This is a genomic window from Delftia sp. CH05 (assembly GCF_009827015.1).
Classification (GTDB): domain Bacteria; phylum Pseudomonadota; class Gammaproteobacteria; order Burkholderiales; family Burkholderiaceae_C; genus Comamonas; species Comamonas tsuruhatensis.
Window position 1 is genome coordinate 33,583 of sequence record NZ_WUMG01000022.1, and the last position, 14,284, is coordinate 47,866.

General features: G+C 68.6%; 16 protein-coding genes. 5 read left to right on the forward strand and 11 right to left on the reverse strand.

The features are described from left to right. Positions 1-82: 82 nt before the first annotated feature. Both GRX31_RS17585 and GRX31_RS17590 read right to left on the reverse strand, forming a co-directional pair. Positions 83-1,645: a hypothetical protein gene (locus tag GRX31_RS17585; protein WP_160853965.1), complete on the reverse strand. Its 1,563-nt coding sequence runs from the start codon at positions 1,643-1,645 to the stop codon at positions 83-85. A 3-nt stretch (positions 1,646-1,648) separates the two neighbouring features. Continuing rightward, positions 1,649-2,878 (reverse strand): ATP-binding cassette domain-containing protein, encoded by a 1,230-nt coding sequence (locus tag GRX31_RS17590; RefSeq protein WP_160853967.1) that lies wholly within the window; start codon positions 2,876-2,878, stop codon positions 1,649-1,651. A gap of 165 nt (positions 2,879-3,043) precedes the next feature. Here GRX31_RS17590 and GRX31_RS17595 point away from each other — a divergent pair, with 165 nt between their 5' ends. The 5 genes from GRX31_RS17595 to GRX31_RS17615 all read left to right on the forward strand — a co-directional run bounded on the left by GRX31_RS17595 (position 3,044) and on the right by GRX31_RS17615 (position 7,421). Then, positions 3,044-3,769, forward strand: a complete 726-nt coding sequence (locus GRX31_RS17595; RefSeq protein ID WP_160853969.1) for a Crp/Fnr family transcriptional regulator — start codon at positions 3,044-3,046, stop codon at positions 3,767-3,769. Between the two features lie 221 nt (positions 3,770-3,990). Beyond that, a complete protein-coding gene (locus GRX31_RS17600) occupies positions 3,991-4,302 on the forward strand; it encodes a DUF4148 domain-containing protein (RefSeq protein ID WP_016449055.1) in 312 nt (103 codons plus the stop codon). A gap of 189 nt (positions 4,303-4,491) precedes the next feature. Further along, positions 4,492-5,649: an aminodeoxychorismate synthase component I gene (gene pabB / locus GRX31_RS17605; protein ID WP_160853971.1), complete on the forward strand. Its 1,158-nt coding sequence runs from the start codon at positions 4,492-4,494 to the stop codon at positions 5,647-5,649. Positions 5,650-5,663: 14 nt separating this feature from the next. Next, positions 5,664-6,299, forward strand: coding sequence for an aminotransferase class IV (locus tag GRX31_RS17610; RefSeq protein WP_046984874.1), 636 nt, complete (start codon positions 5,664-5,666; stop codon positions 6,297-6,299). Positions 6,300-6,437: 138 nt separating this feature from the next. Further along, positions 6,438-7,421 carry a Bug family tripartite tricarboxylate transporter substrate binding protein gene (locus GRX31_RS17615; RefSeq protein WP_160853973.1) on the forward strand — a complete coding sequence of 328 codons (984 nt, stop codon included), beginning with the start codon at positions 6,438-6,440 and terminating at the stop codon, positions 7,419-7,421. A gap of 48 nt (positions 7,422-7,469) precedes the next feature. On the opposite strand, the gene GRX31_RS17620 is transcribed toward GRX31_RS17615, so the two are convergent. The 9 genes from GRX31_RS17620 to GRX31_RS17660 form a co-directional block, all read right to left on the reverse strand. Next, positions 7,470-8,108 carry a tRNA-uridine aminocarboxypropyltransferase gene (locus GRX31_RS17620; RefSeq protein WP_160853975.1) on the reverse strand — a complete coding sequence of 213 codons (639 nt, stop codon included), beginning with the start codon at positions 8,106-8,108 and terminating at the stop codon, positions 7,470-7,472. 15 nt (positions 8,109-8,123) lie between these two features. Beyond that, complete coding sequence (locus tag GRX31_RS17625) at positions 8,124-8,483, reverse strand: 5-carboxymethyl-2-hydroxymuconate Delta-isomerase (RefSeq protein WP_012203756.1); 360 nt, start codon at positions 8,481-8,483, stop codon at positions 8,124-8,126. A gap of 31 nt (positions 8,484-8,514) precedes the next feature. Then, positions 8,515-9,732 (reverse strand): 8-amino-7-oxononanoate synthase, encoded by a 1,218-nt coding sequence (gene bioF / locus GRX31_RS17630; RefSeq protein ID WP_043824586.1) that lies wholly within the window; start codon positions 9,730-9,732, stop codon positions 8,515-8,517. After that, positions 9,729-10,430 (reverse strand): dethiobiotin synthase, encoded by a 702-nt coding sequence (gene bioD / locus GRX31_RS17635; protein WP_160853977.1) that lies wholly within the window; start codon positions 10,428-10,430, stop codon positions 9,729-9,731. Before bioD ends, bioF begins: the two co-directional genes overlap by 4 nt. Next, positions 10,427-11,749 (reverse strand): adenosylmethionine--8-amino-7-oxononanoate transaminase, encoded by a 1,323-nt coding sequence (bioA, locus tag GRX31_RS17640; RefSeq protein WP_160853979.1) that lies wholly within the window; start codon positions 11,747-11,749, stop codon positions 10,427-10,429. The genes bioD and bioA overlap by 4 nt, the downstream gene beginning before the upstream one ends. Positions 11,750-11,776: 27 nt before the next feature. Further along, on the reverse strand, positions 11,777-12,157 hold the full coding sequence (gene panD / locus GRX31_RS17645) for an aspartate 1-decarboxylase (RefSeq protein ID WP_016449047.1): 381 nt from the start codon (positions 12,155-12,157) through the stop codon (positions 11,777-11,779). Positions 12,158-12,307: 150 nt separating this feature from the next. Then, on the reverse strand, positions 12,308-12,673 hold the full coding sequence (locus tag GRX31_RS17650) for a 6-pyruvoyl trahydropterin synthase family protein (protein ID WP_016449046.1): 366 nt from the start codon (positions 12,671-12,673) through the stop codon (positions 12,308-12,310). An 8-nt stretch (positions 12,674-12,681) separates the two neighbouring features. After that, positions 12,682-13,320, reverse strand: a complete 639-nt coding sequence (gene queE / locus GRX31_RS17655; RefSeq protein WP_046986547.1) for a 7-carboxy-7-deazaguanine synthase — start codon at positions 13,318-13,320, stop codon at positions 12,682-12,684. A gap of 59 nt (positions 13,321-13,379) precedes the next feature. Next, positions 13,380-14,246, reverse strand: a complete 867-nt coding sequence (locus GRX31_RS17660) for a segregation and condensation protein A (protein ID WP_026062089.1) — start codon at positions 14,244-14,246, stop codon at positions 13,380-13,382. Positions 14,247-14,284: the final 38 nt, after the last annotated feature.

A 14,284-nucleotide genomic window follows, 5' to 3' on the forward strand; every position in this document is an offset into this window, starting at 1 on the left:
GCTCGGAGGGGGATGGAATTGCCGCGAGTCTATGCGATGCGCGCCGGGGGCACCTGTCCCTGAGCTGTCCTTTGCTTTTCCGTCACCTTTCGGGCAGGCCACGCCATCGGTGCCACAGCGGAGACAGCAGGGCCACGAGCAGGGCCGTGCTGGCTGCCACGGCAGGCGCGCCCATCAGCAGGTCCAGCCAGTGCTGGGTATCCGTCCAAGGGCCTGCGCTGCCGGTGGGGCGTGGCAACAGCAGTCTGGACCACTCAGACCAGGCGGCGGCGAGCCATATCAGGGCCAGCGACATGCCCAGGGCCAGCAGCACCGCGCCGGCCCAGGGGCGCTTGAGCACACGGATGCGCAGCCAGGCGACCGATATCAGCGCGGCCGGAAACAGCCCCAGCACATAGAGGTTGGTGATTCCCAGCATCCCGGCCAGCACGCTGCCAAGCAAGGTCAGGACCAGGCATGCGCCCCAGGCCACCAGCTGCATGGCGGGCATCAGGCGCACCAGCACCAGGGCCAAGGCGAGGAAAAAGCCAACGCTGGCGGCCGCAAGCAACTGGGACATCCTTGGCCATTCGTCGTCGCGGGACCTGTCAGCGCGCCGCAGATGGCTTTCCTGGTAGGCCGGCAGGGCCAGGCCGTAGCGCGGGTGCTGCCATTGCACATGCTGCGGCGGGCTCCACCGGCTGTCGAACCTCTCCAGCAGCATGAGCCACTCACGGTTGCTCTGGGCCAGATAGGTACCGAAGCATTTGCGCGGATCCGGCTCCAGATCCAAAGGCCTGCTGCGACCCAGGGCTGGTTTGCAGTTGGAGTTCTGCGCTCTGGATACCTTCTCGCCATTCCCTGGTTGCGGGTTCGCTGCCAGGTAGGCGCGCCATTCCTGGGCCAGGGGGGATTGCAGCGCGCTGCGGTAGCTGGCCAGCAGGTGCTCCGCCTGGTCCTGGGCGGAGCTGGCAGACTGGCGCACATAGCCTCTGGCCTGCAATGGCTGGCCGTAGCGCTCCAGCGTCGCGGCCATCGCGCCCTGGTCTCCGCGCATCAACCAGACCAGGGCCTGGATGCCCGGGTACTTCGCCGGATCGACCTCTTCCTCGCGCAGCACACGTATCCATTCCACGAGCATGGCCGCCTGGCGTGGCGCGGCAAGCGCCTCCAGGGCGGCGACTTGCTCGACAGTCTGGATCTGTGCACTGACATCCGTGTCCGACCATTGGCGCTGAATCCGTATTTCATAGATGGGCGAAAAGGCGATCGCAGGCGCGAACAATAGCGATAGGAACAAGGCTCCCCACAGGTACTCCCACCACAGGCCCCAGCGGCCCACGGGGGCGTGTTCGCGCCAGCGGTTGTGGATGCGCACGCGCAGCAACCACCACAGCGCCAGGCCGATCGCCACGATCCAGGCCACGACGGAGCCGATGTCCAGCGCCAATTGCTCGGGCGTTTGCTGTGCCGTGGACGCAACGCCGGGCAGGGACCCCATCCAGCGCGCGGGTTCGGCCATCCATTGCATCCAGATGCCCAGCACCAGCACGCACCACAGCAGCGCCAGCGGCAGATACCAGTGCAGGCGCAGCTGCCACAGCAGGGGGCAGCGCATCAGCACCCATTGGTCCCAGCGGTTCGTCATATCGGAAAAACGTGGCATGGCTCAGTCCCTCACGAACAGGCGGCGGGTGGATGCGGTGATGTCGCGGAAATAGCGCACGGGCATCTGTGCCTGCACGGCCTGCGCCAGGAACTGCGCTGCCGTGAACGGCACGTGAAAGCTCACGATGTGGGTCTGGCCGCTGAGCTGGTGCGTATGGGATGGCAGCTGGTCCAGCCAGGGGTTCAGTTGCGCCATGGCCCAGCCGGTCTCGAACTCGATGGCGCAGCCTTGCATGGCGGCAAAGCTCTGCCGAACGCTGCGCGGCTGGCCTTGCTCCAGGAACAGCACCTGGTCGGCCACCTTTTCCACCTCGTACAGCTGCTGTGAACTCAGCACCAGGGCCATGGGTTGCCAGGGCGAGCGCGCCAGCGACTGCAGATCGGTCAGCAGGGTCTGCTGGGCGTTGATGTCCAGATTGGCCAGGGGCTCGTCCAACAGCAGCACGCGCGGCCGGCACAGCAGGGCGCGCGCCAGCTCGAAGCGCATCTTGTAGCCCGAGGACAGCTGTTTCCACTGGTGGCCCCGGAAGGCGCGCAGCCCCAGCTGCGCGATGACCAGCTGTACCAGGCAGATGTTGCGTGGGCCCACGGCGCCATGGCTGCGCGCGGCGAATTGCAGATGGTCCATCAGGCGCCCGCCCCAGACGGCCGGGCGCTGGGGGATATAGGCGAGCTGGGTGCGCAGCAGGTAGGCATCGGCGGCAGGAACGCCCCAGTCCAGCTGCCCCGCGTCGGGCGCCAGATCGGCGGCCAGCAGGCGCAGCAAGGTGGTCTTGCCGTTGCCGTTCTCGCCCACCAGTCCCAGGATGGTGCCGGGCTCCACGGCCACATCCACCGGCCCCAGCGCAAAGCCGCCGCGCCGGTAGCGCTTGACCAGTTGCCGTCCCAGTATGCAGTGCGCACGGTACGCAGGGTGCGCACGGGGATGTGCGGAATCGGCCTGCAGCGCCTGGCCCGGGGCATGGGCGGCATGCAGGGCGTCGAAGGCCTGCTGCACCAGCGCGCGGCGGGGCTCTGCGCCGGAATCGGCAGCGAGGCCATCCCAGGCGTCCAGCGCAGTCAGCAGGCTCTGCTGCACGGCGGTTTCGGCCGGCAGGGCGGCGTCTATGAGTGCACGCCAGGCCCCATGCCATTGCTGGCTGGCGATCGCCTGTTCCACGGATTGCGCCCAGGCCGCCACGGTGGCCTGCGGGCGCGCGGGTGGTCGTGCCGATTCGATGCTCGATTCCATGAAGCCCTCCCTTTTTTCTGTGCTGCGCGGTGCGGCCATCCGGGGAGCCGGACAGTGCGATTCCCGGCGCGCGACGAGTCTATGCGATCCCGCTATGCTGTACTTCCCGCGACGGACGACAGGGCCCGCACAGGCCCTGCGGATGCGCTTCAACGGTGTTGCACCATGTCCGGTTCCTTACAGACATCTCCGCTTCTTCCCGCCGTGGCCTGGCAGGGCCTGCGCCAGGTCCATGTGCTGCAAAGCCTGTCCGACGAGCGCCTGGCCGAACTGGCCGCGCAATGCCGCTGGCAGCATCTGGCGCAGCACCAGACGCTGGAGGGCGCGTACACCGATCAGCGTCTCTACATGCTCGTGCAGGGCGGCTTGCGCGTCAGCAGCTATGCCCCCAACGGGCGCGGGCTCACGCTGGGCGAGATTGCACAGGGCGTGTTCTTCGGCGGTCTGCCGCAGCAGCAGGCGGGCTGCACGGCCATGCCCCTGGTGGTGGAGGCAGGCGTCCCCAGCCTGATTGCCTCGCTGGCCCATGAGGATGTGGAAGCCCTGCTCATGAACGAGCCCCAGGTCCTGCGCGCCTTCATCGGCCGGCTCAGCGACCTGGCCGTGGCGCTGGCGCGCCGCATGGTGGATCTGGGAACGCTGTCGGTGCGCAGCCGCCTGCATACCCAGTTGCTGGAACGTGCCGAGCGCGCGGGCATCGACCAGGGGCAGGCCCTGCTGGCGCCCGCACCCCGGCAGACCGATCTGGCGCTGCTGCTGGGCTCCAGCCGCGAGGAAGTGGCGCGCGAGATGTCGCGCCTGGTGCGCCTGGGCCTGCTGCGGCGCGAAGGCCGCAACCTGCGCATCTGCCATGTCGAAGGCCTGCGCGTGCTGCTCGAGGAAGCGCGCTGAGCCTTGTCTGCCGCGGCTGTTTCAAGCCGCGAAAAACACTGTTTCTAGAACGCGTGAATCGGCCTTCGGTCGAGGGGAGCACGGGTGAAAAGGCAGCGGGCCGCCCGGGCTGGATGCCAAAACACGTGAGAAAACGCACAGACGAAGAATGCTGCAGCGCCGCATAGTACGTCCATGCCGTGAGGAAATGAATGCCGAGCGGCCTTTTGAAAGGATCTGACATGCGTACCCTCTCCGCTGCACTGGCCGCCCTGACCCTGGGCCTCGCCGGCACTGCAATGGCCCAAGAAGCCGTTTCCCCCTCGTCCTCCGCCACCGCAGGCCTGAGCCGCGCCGAAGTGCTGGCCGACCTCGAGATGTGGCACCAGGCAGGCATGACCTACCTGCCCTCGCCCTCGGCTGACCGCGAAATCGGCTACAACTCGGCCGAATACCAGCGCGGCCTGGCCCGCTACCAGCAACTGCGCAGCGGCCCTGCCTACCGCGAGGCCGTGGCCCGCCTGGAAGGCCAGCACACCGTCACCCAGAAGTGATGTGAATGGATATGGGTCCGGCATGGTGCCGGGCCTGTTGGTGGAAAGCGTCCTTTCGGGACGCTTGGTTTGGCGCCCTTCGGGGCGCTTTTTTGTTTCCCTCGCTCTACACTGGGCGGCCCCGTGTCAGTGGCTGCTATCGATAGCGAAGCTGCTGATGCAAGTACAGCATGCGTTGACGGCCGTTTTGTGAAGTTTCTGATCGATTTTCCCAACCCCCATGACGGCTCGGCCGCCCGGCTGCGCCATGGCTTCGGGCCGCCGCTGCGCAGCCTGGCAGCCCATGCGCCCGAGCAGGTGCGCGGTGTGCTTGACGCCGTGCAGCAGGCTGCCCAGGCCGGCCTGTGGTGCCTGGGCTGGGTGCGCTACGAGGCGGCGGCGGCGTTTGACGCGGCCTACGCCGGCGCCCTGCATGCCACGCCGCCAGGCGAGCCGCTGGCCTGGTTTGCCGTCTTCGACGGCCCCCGGCCCTGGCCTGAAGACGCGGACGCGGTCGAGACCGGCCCTCAGGTGCAATCTCAGGTGCAATGGCAGCCCGGCCTGGAGCGTGCCGATTTCGATGCCGCCATTGCGCGCATCCACGAGGCGATTGCGGCCGGTGACTGCTATCAGATCAATTACACGGCCCAGTTCATGGGCCGGCTGCTGGGCGACATCCCATCGCTGTTCGCCGCGCTGCGACGTGCCCAGCCCGGCGGCTACGTGGCCTGCATGGACAGCGGCGACGAGCAGGTGCTGTCCGTCTCGCCCGAGCTGTTCTTCGACTGGGATGGCGAGCGCATCCTCACGCGCCCCATGAAGGGCACGGCGCCGCGTGGCGCCACGCCTGCACAGGACGAGGCGAATGTCCAGGCCATGCGGTCCTCGCCCAAGGAGCGGGCCGAGAACGTGATGATCGTGGACCTGCTGCGCAACGATGTCTCGCGCATTGCCGAGCCTTTCAGCGTCCAGGTGCCGCGCCTGTTCCATGCCGAACCCCTGCCCACCGTGTGGCAGATGACGTCCGACGTGCAGGCGCGCACGCGGCCCGGCACCGGCCTGGCGGACGTGTTTGCGGCGCTGTTTCCCTGCGGCTCCATCACGGGCGCGCCCAAGCGCCAGGCCATGCGGCTCATCCACGAGCTGGAATCGGGTCCGCGCGGCGTCTACTGCGGGGCCGTGGGCGTGGTGCGGCCCGGCACCACCGCGGGGCGCGTGCACGCCACCTTCAATGTGCCCATACGCACGGTGGTGGCGCGTGGCACGGAACTGCGCTGCGGCATCGGCAGCGGCATCACCTCGGGCGCCGAGGCGCCTGCCGAATGGCAGGAATGGCGCCACAAGAGGGCTTTTCTGGACAAGGTGTGAAAGGGCGTGCAGCCATGGCGGATACGGACTTCGATTTCGACATTCTGGAAACCCTGGCCCTGCGGGATGGCGGTTTCATCCACCTGCAGCGCCATGTGACGCGCATGCAGGACGCGGCGCGGCATTTCGGCCGGCCCTGCACGGATGCCGTGCTGGAGCAGGCATTGCAGCAACTGCGCCAGGCGCACGCCAGCGGCCACTGGCGCGTGCGCCTGGCGCTGGATGCCACGGGGCGGATACAGACCCAGGCGGCGCCGCTGCCGCCTTCGGCCACGCCTGTTCGGCTGGCGCTGGCCGACCGGCCCATCGCCAATGCGGTGGCGCGTGGCGACTGGGTGCGTTTCAAGACCTCGCGCCGCGCGCACTACGACAGCCTGCAGCCCACCGATGCCTCGGTGTTCGACACCGTGCTCCACAACGAGGACGGCGAGATCACCGAGGGCACGCGCGGCAACATCGCCGTGCTGCTGGCGGGCCGGTGGGTGACCCCGCCGCTGTCCAGCGGCCTGCTGCCCGGCGTGGGCCGCGCGGTGGCGCTGGACGAGGGCCGCGTGGTGGAGCACCCGGTACGGCTGGACGACCTGCCGCGCGTGCAGGCCTGGGCCTTCGTCAACAGCCTGCGCGGCTGGCTGCCGGCGGTTCTGCGCTGAATTGCAGGCCAGGGCCACGGGCGGAACTCATGGTTTTCAGGGATGGATTCCACAAGGCAATGTCAGACAATCGGTGAATATTGTTGAGCAATATCATTTTGATTGTTGGCTGATGCCCGCCTCCCCTGAGATCGATCCATGCATGAATTCCGTATTTCCCGCCGCGCGCTGATCAGCGCCGCGGCTGTCCTGGCGGCAGGGCCGCTGTGCGCCCAGACCACCTATCCCAACAAGCCCATTCGCGTCGTCGTCGGCTACGCGGCAGGCGGCTCGGTCGACCTGGTGGGGCGCGTGGTGGGTGACATCCTGGCCAAGCACCTCAATGCGACCGTCGTGGTCGACAACGTGCCCGGTGCCGCCGGCGTGGTGGGCGCGCAGCGCGTGGTCGGTGCCAAGGCCGACGGCTATACCCTGCTCGCAGGCTCCAGCAACGAATTGGCGGGCACGAAGTTCGTCAACGCCGCGCAGAAGTACGACCCGGCCACGGACCTGACCGGCATCGCGCTGACCGGCGTGCTGCCCAACCTGTGGGTGGCCGGCACCAAGATGCCGGCCAAGACCCTCGACGAGTTCATCGCCCTGGCCAAGGCCCATCCCGGCAAGTACAGCTACGGCAGCCCGGGCATCGGGTCCACGCCGCATTTCTCGGGCGAGCTGATCAAGAAGATGGCCGGGGTGGACATCGTCCATGTGCCCTACAAGGGCTCGGCCGCGATGACCAGCGACCTGGCGGGCGGCAACCTGGACTTCGCCATCGTCTCTCCCTCGGTGGCGGCTCCGTTCATCCAGAGCGGCAAGATCAAGGCCCTGGGCGTGACCACGGCCCACCGCATCGCCATGATGAAGGACGTGCCCGCACTGGGCGAGAACGCAGCGCTCAAGGGCTACGCGCTGAGCGGCTGGTTCGGGCTGGCGGGTCCCAAGGACCTGCCTGCCGATGTGGTGGCCAGCCTGCAGAAGGCCTTGAAGGCGGGCCTGGCCGATCCGGCGATGCGCGCGCGCCTGGAAGGCGCGGGCATCATTGCCCCCACGGGCGACGAAAACCTGGGCCAGATCATCCGTACCGACATGGGCAAGTACGCCGAACTGGTCAAGTTCGCCAGGATCACGCCGGAAAACTGAAGCACGGCCTGCCGCCATGAAAAACGCCTCGTTCCCCGAGGCGTTTTTTCATTCGGGCCTGTGCCGGGCATGCAGGGACAGCAGCCCCTCGAACGCATCGCGCAGCGGCTGCAGCGACGGGCCGGCAGGCGCCAGCCGTTGCAGCGCGCAGGATGCTGCCTCCAGCGTGGACAGCTGGCCCGGCGCATGGGCCTTGCGCAGCGCGCCGTAGCGCGACGCGGGAAGGTCGCCCTGCAGTGCCAGGCGCGGCAGGCCCTGCAGGCCGGGGTTGAGGTAGAGCATCTTGCGGCTCTTGCGCCAGGTGGCGTCCAGCACCACCAGGCGCAGGGCCTCGGGGCATGGCGCGGGCTGCGGCCAGGGCGCTTGCCTGGCCAGGCCCAGCTGGTCGCCGTGCGGTGTTTCCGGATAGAGCAGTACGGCCTGTCGCGGGGCGTCGCCCGCCTGCCAGGGCGCGTGCAGCAGTGCCTGCAACTGCGCTGGCTCGAAGGCCTCGCCCACCGCCAGGCGGCTGGCGGGCAGGCACAGGTGCAGCAGCCGGCCCGTGCCCTTGGCCTGCAGTTCTTCCTCGGGATGCTGGAGCACCAGCAACTGCACCGCATGCGGCACCGGCTGCACCAGGGGGCACAGGCAGGTGCGCTCAGGGCGCAGGCATTGTGCGCAGCGTGCGCGGGTGCTCACGGCGGACAAGGCCTGGCGCCTGCCTTACAGGCGACCCTTGTAGTAGCTGGGCTTGTCCATGTCGGCGATTTCCACGCTGAGCTGGACCATCATGCCGGCCGGCTGGGGCGTGAGGCGGCGCAGCACCGCGGCAATGCCTTCGGACAGTTCCTTCTTGGCCGTGTCGGTACGGCCCGCCAGCAGGCGCAGCTGCACGTGGACGAAGCCGCGATTGGCCGGTGCCGAGCCGATCTCGAACTGGCTGACCGGCAGCAGGCGGGCCTTGACGTCGGCCTCGTCCAGGATGCTGGGGTGGCCGCAGACGAAGGCGTTGAGTTCGGTCAGCAGTTGCTGGCCGGGCAGGCCGGCGAGGTTGTCGGTGTATTCGACGTAGAGATGGGGCATGGATGTCTCCGTTCCGGTGGTGAAGAGGGATTCAGGGCAGGGGTGGGGCCAGGCGCGAGACCTCGTCCAGCGCCGTCAGCAGCAGCTGCACGTCGATGCGCGTGTGGGAGGCCGACAGCGCGATGCGCAGCCGCGCCGTGCCTTCGGGCACGGTGGGCGGGCGGATGGCGGGCACCCACAGGCCGCGCTCGCGCAGGCCTTCCATCACCGCCAGGGCCGTGGCGTTGGAGCCTATGACCAGGGCCTGCACGGCGGTGCGCGAAGGCAGCAACTGCCAGCCCGTGCGCGCCAGCAGCGGCGTGAGGCCGGCGCGCAGCTCGGCAATGCGTTCGGCCAGGGCCTCGCGGCGCTCGTCCTCGGCCTCGATCAGGGCCACGCTGGCCTGCAGCGCGCTGGCCAGCATGGGCGGCGCGGCCGTGGCGAAGATGTAGCTGCGCGTCTTTTGCAGCAGCCACTCGACCAGCATGTCGCTGCCCGCGACAAAGGCGCCGGCCACGCCAGCGGCCTTGCCCAGGGTGGCCATGTAGAGCACGCGCGGCGAGGCATTTGCGCCCGTCAGTCCCGCCTCGGCCAGGCTGCCCCGGCCTTGTGGGCCGAGCACGCCGAAGCCATGCGCGTCGTCAAGCAGCAGCAGCGCGTCGTACTGCTCGCACAGCGCCAGCAGGCCGCGGATGTCGGCCACATTGCCGTCCATGCTGAACACGGCATCGCTGATGACCAGCTTGCGCCGGGCCGTGCTGGCGGCCAGTTGCGCGGCCAGGTCGCCCAGGTCGGCATGGGCATAGCGGTGGACCTGGGCGCGCGACAGGCGTGCGCCGTCGATCAGGCAGGCGTGGTTGAGCGCATCGGAGAACAGGGCATCGCCCGCGCCCACCAGGGCCGGCACGATGCCGGCATTGGTGGCGTAGCCCGCATAGAAGTAGAGCGCACGCGGCAGTTGCACGAAGTGCGCCAGCTGTTCCTCCAGCGCGGCGTTGGCCGTGCTGTGGCCGCTGACCAGGGGCGAGCCGCCCGAGCCCACGCCAAAGGCCTGGGCGCCCGCGCAGGCGGCGCGCACCAGGGTGGGGTGGCCGGCCAGGCCCAGGTAGTCGTTGCTGCAAAAGGCCAGCATGGGGTGGCCGTCCACCTCCATGTGGGCGCCGCTGGCGGCGCCCTGCAGCGGCGCCGTGGCGCGGCGGCGGCGGCGCAGGTGGGCTGCGTCGAGCTCGGCGATGCGCGCGGGGATGTCGTCCAGCCAGGAGCCGCTCATTGCCATTGCTCCGGCAGGGTGTAGGTGGTGGCGCGCGGGTCGGGGTGCTGCTGGAAGGGGATGTCGGCCAGCAGCGGCGCCTGCAGTTGCCGGTCCAGGTGCTGGCGCAGCCAGGCCATGTTTTCCTCGGGCACCAGCATGGCGGGGTCCACGCGGCTGGCAATCCAGCCGGCCAGGCGCAGGCCGCGTGCGCGGATGGCCTTGGCCGTGAGGGCGGCGTGGTTCAGGCAGCCCAGCCGCAGGCCCACGACCATGACCACGGGCAGGTCCAGCGCGCAGGCCAGGTCGGCGCCCGAGAGCTGGTCGGACAGCGGCACGAGAAAGCCGCCCGCGCCTTCCACCACCACGGCGTCGGCCTGTTCGGCCAGGCGCCGGTAGCTGTCCACGATGTGTGCGATCTCTATGGAGCGGCCCGCGCGCTGCGCGGCGATGTGCGGCGACATGGGATCGGGCAGCAGCACGGGGTTGTCGAGTTCGGGCGGCACGGCCAGGGTGGAGGCGGCGCGCAGCGCCAGCGTGTCCTCGTTGGCCCAGCCGCCCTGGCCGTCGGGCTCGGCGCCTGCGGCCACGGCCTTCATGCCCACCACGCGGGCATGGTGGCGGGCCAGCGCATGCAGCAGCCCGCAGGAGGCCAGGGTCTTGCCCACGCCCGTGTCGGTGCCGGTGACAAAGCAGCCAATGGTGCGGTGGGCGTTCACGAATGGTTCTCCTGGGCCAGGGTGTCTTCAAGGGCCGCCAGCGCGCTGGCGGCCAGGTGCTGCACGGCTTCTTCGTCCAGCAAATAGGGAGGCATGGCGTAGAGGGTGTTGCTGATAGGGCGCAGCAGCAGCCCGCGCTCCAGCGCGGCTGCGCTGTAGCGACGCGAGAAGTCGGGCAGGGAGGTCTGCACATCCCAGGCCCAGATCATTCCCTGGCGCCGTGCGTGGCGCACGCGGGCGTGCTGGTTCAAAGGGGCGAAGGCGCCGTCAAGCCTTTGCGCCAGCGCGAGGTTGGCGTTGATGGCATCGGTCTGCTCGAACAGCTCCAGCGTGGCCAGGGCCGCACGGCAGGCCAGCGGGTTGCCGGTGTACGAGTGCGAGTGCAGAAAGCCGCGCGCCACGGAATCGTCGTAGAAGGCGGCGTAGACGGCCTCGGTGGTCAGCACGGCCGACAGGGCCAGCGTACCGCCCGTCAGGCCCTTGGACAGGCAGATGAAATCCGGCCGGATGCCGGCCTGCTGGTGGGCGAACATGCTGCCCGTGCGGCCGAAGCCCACGGCGATCTCGTCCACCACCAGGTGCACCTCGTAGCGGTCGCACAGGGCGCGCGCCAGGCGCAGGTATTCGGGGTCGTGCATGGCCATGCCGGCCGCGCACTGCACCAGCGGCTCGACGATGAGTGCGGCCGTGGTCTCGTGGTGCTGCTCCAGCCACTGGCGCAGGCCTTCGGCGGCGCGCCGTGCCACATCGACCGGGCTTTCGCCGCCTTGCGCGCCGCGTGCATCGGGGCTGGGCACGGTGTCGGCCAGGCGCACCAGGGGGGCATAGGCTTCGCGGAAGATGGGAATATCGGTCACGGCCAGCGCGCCCACGGTTTCGCCGTGGTAGCCGCCGGCCAGGCCGGCAAAGCGGCTCTTGGCGGGGCGGCCCAGGTTGCGCCAGTAGTGCGCGCTCATCTTGAGGGCGATCTCGGTGGCCGATGCGCCGTCGCTGCCGTAGAAGGCATGGCCCAGGCCGGTGAGCGTGGCCAGTCGTTCGGACAGCTCCACCACGGGCGCGTGCGTGAAGCCGGCCAGCATCACATGGTCCAGTCGGGCGAGCTGGTCGGTGAGCGCGGCCTGGATGTGCGGATGGCTGTGGCCGAAGAGGTTGACCCACCAGGAGCTGACGCCATCCAGGTAGCGGCGTCCTTCGGTGCCGTGGAGCCAGGGGCCCTGGGCACGCGCGATGGCGATGGGGGGCGCGGCCTCGTGCCGCTTCATCTGGGTGCAGGGGTGCCACACAGCCGCAAGGCTGCGGGCGGCAAGCGATTGAGTCATCGCGCGATTGTCACACCGCAGCGCAGCTCACAGCTGCTGCGTGGGCACGTGGTGGCGCAGCTCGACCTGGCGGTTGGCATCGTCCACGAAGACCAGCTGGGGCCGGTGCTCGGCCACGTCGGTCTCATGCACCTGGGCAAAGGACGCAATGATCAGCAGATCACCCACGGCAGCACGGCGCGCGGCCGAGCCGTTGACCGAGATCATGCCGCTGCCGCGCTGGCCCTTGATGGCATAGGTGACGAAGCGCTCGCCGTTGTCGATGTTCCAGATGTGCACCTGCTCGTTCTCGACGATGTTGGCGGCGTCCAGCAAGTCCTCGTCGATCGCGCAGGAGCCTTCATAGTGCAGCTCGCATTGCGTGGTCTTGACGCGGTGGATCTTGGATTTGAGCAGGGTGCGGAACATGTTTTGTCTCTCGAGGGGGCGCTTGGGCGCGATCTTGACGGTGGCGGGGACTGGCAAAAAAAGCCACCAAGTCTATCTGCGAACCGCCAAACCCATGATGGCCGTGGAGTTGCTCTTCGGGGGCGGCTCTCTGGCAGGCCTGGCTTGAGGTCAGCCCAGATCCAGCACGCAGCCATCGCCGATGCTGTCGCGCCATACGCGGATGCGGCTGGGAGCGGGCTGCAGGTCGGCCAGGGAATCGGCAATGAACAGGCACAGGTTTTCCAGCGTGGGCTTGCCCAGGCCGGGGATTTCGTCGAGAAAGCGGTGGTCCAGCGCGTCGCCCAGGGTCTTCAGGCGCGAGCGCAGGTAGCCCAGGTCGATCACCATGCCGTTGTCCGGGTTGCGCGGGCCGGTGACGCTGACTTCGGCGTAGTAGGTGTGGCCGTGGATGCGGCGGCTGCTCTCGGTCTCGATGGCGCGCTCCAGCGTGTGGGCGGCGTCGAAGAAAAAGCGCTGGTGAACGGTGAACTGCATGGCAAAAATCAGCGGATACCGGTGAGCTTGTGGGTCTGCAGGCTCAGGCGCCAGGCCGGCCGCTGCAGGCATTGCGCTATGCAGGCGGCCGTGTTGTCGGCCTGCAGGACGTTGTCCATGGGCTGCAGGAAATAGTGGTCGAAACGGGTGCCGGCCTCGATGGCCTGCAGATCGAAGCCGGGCTGCGGCCAGACCAGCTTGAGCTCCTGGCCGCTGCGCTGCACCCAGTCGGCGCCCGCCTTGGGGCTGATGCACAGCCAGTCGATGCCCTCGGGCGCGGCCACGGTGCCATTGCTTTCCACGGAAATGCGAAAGCCGCGCGCATGCAGGGCCGCGATCAGGGGCTCGTCCACCTGCAGCAGGGGCTCCCCCCCGGTCAGCACCACCATGCGGTGCCGGCTGTCGCCGGCCGGCCACTGGGACAGGATGCGTTCTGCCAGGGCGTCGGCCGTGGCGAACTTGCCGCCCAGCGTGCCGTCGGTGCCCACGAAGTCGGTGTCGCAGAACTGGCAGATGGCGCTGGCGCGGTCCTGCTCGCGGCCGGTCCAGAGGTTGCAGCCTGCAAAGCGGCAGAACACGGCCGGCGTGCCGGCCTGGCCGCCCTCGCCCTGCAGGGTGTAGAAGATTTCTTTGACGCTGTAAGTCATGGTGCATGGAGGCCGGTGGTGCCGGCCTGTCGGTGTGCGCGTGCCTGTGTCCGTGCCCGCTAGACGGGCGTATAGGCCAGGCGCACGTAGATGGGCGCAAAGGCTTCGGCCTGGGTGATCTCGATCAGCGTTTCCTTGGCCAGCTCCAGCAGGGCGATGAAGGTCACGACCAGCACGGTCGATCCCTTCTCTGGCTGGAACAGGGTCTCGAACTCGACAAAGCGCCGGCCCTGCAGGGCCTTGAGCACCTGGCTCATGTACTCGCGCACCGAGAGTTCCTCGCGCGTGATCTTGTGGCTTTGCACAAGCTTGGCACGCTTGAGAATGTCGCGCCAGGCCGATTGCAGCTCGGCCACGTCCACATCGGGGAAACGCGGCTGCAGGTTCTGCTCGATATGGACCTGGGCCCGGAGGAAGTCGCGCCCGTAGTGCGGCACCTGGCCCAGCTGTTGGGCAGCGAGCTTGATCTGCTCGTACTCCAGCAGGCGGCGCACCAGTTCGGCGCGCGGGTCCTCGGCTTCCTCGCCATCGTCCTGCTTCTTGGGCGGCAGCAGCATGCGCGACTTGATCTCGATGAGCATGGCCGCCATCAGCAGGTACTCGGCCGCCAGCTCGAGGTTGCGGCTGCGGATTTCGTCGACATAGCGCATGTACTGGCGCGTCACGTCCAGCATGGGAATGTCGAGGATGTTGAAGTTCTGCTTGCGGATCAGGTACAGCAACAGGTCCAGCGGCCCTTCGAAGGCTTCGAGGAAGACCTCCAGCGCATCGGGCGGGATGTACAGGTCCTGCGGCAGGGCGAACAGCGGCTCGCCGTACAGGCGCGCCAAAGCCACCTGGTCGATCACGACCGGTGAATCGTCGCCAGGAGCGGGGGATGCGGCGCCGGCGCCCGCAGGCGCCAGTGCGGACTCAGCCTCGGCCATGCCTTGCTGCGCAGGCATCAGCTGCATGCGCACGGTGC

Excerpts from the sequence above, each read along its gene's own strand:
- GRX31_RS17610 (WP_046984874.1), top strand. The coding sequence starts at position 5,664 with ATGGCGGATACGGACTTCGATTTCGACATTCTGGAAACCCTGGCCCTG.
- queE (WP_046986547.1), bottom strand. The coding sequence starts at position 13,320 with ATGACTTACAGCGTCAAAGAAATCTTCTACACCCTGCAGGGCGAGGGC.
- GRX31_RS17615 (WP_160853973.1), top strand. The coding sequence starts at position 6,438 with ATGCATGAATTCCGTATTTCCCGCCGCGCGCTGATCAGCGCCGCGGCT.
- GRX31_RS17660 (WP_026062089.1), bottom strand. The coding sequence starts at position 14,246 with ATGGCCGAGGCTGAGTCCGCACTGGCGCCTGCGGGCGCCGGCGCCGCA.
- bioA (WP_160853979.1), bottom strand. The coding sequence starts at position 11,749 with ATGACTCAATCGCTTGCCGCCCGCAGCCTTGCGGCTGTGTGGCACCCC.
- GRX31_RS17595 (WP_160853969.1), top strand. The coding sequence starts at position 3,044 with ATGTCCGGTTCCTTACAGACATCTCCGCTTCTTCCCGCCGTGGCCTGG.
- GRX31_RS17600 (WP_016449055.1), top strand. The coding sequence starts at position 3,991 with ATGCGTACCCTCTCCGCTGCACTGGCCGCCCTGACCCTGGGCCTCGCC.
- GRX31_RS17585 (WP_160853965.1), bottom strand. The coding sequence starts at position 1,645 with ATGCCACGTTTTTCCGATATGACGAACCGCTGGGACCAATGGGTGCTG.
- GRX31_RS17625 (WP_012203756.1), bottom strand. The coding sequence starts at position 8,483 with ATGCCCCATCTCTACGTCGAATACACCGACAACCTCGCCGGCCTGCCC.
- GRX31_RS17590 (WP_160853967.1), bottom strand. The coding sequence starts at position 2,878 with ATGGAATCGAGCATCGAATCGGCACGACCACCCGCGCGCCCGCAGGCC.
- bioF (WP_043824586.1), bottom strand. The coding sequence starts at position 9,732 with ATGAGCGGCTCCTGGCTGGACGACATCCCCGCGCGCATCGCCGAGCTC.
- GRX31_RS17650 (WP_016449046.1), bottom strand. The coding sequence starts at position 12,673 with ATGCAGTTCACCGTTCACCAGCGCTTTTTCTTCGACGCCGCCCACACG.
- panD (WP_016449047.1), bottom strand. The coding sequence starts at position 12,157 with ATGTTCCGCACCCTGCTCAAATCCAAGATCCACCGCGTCAAGACCACG.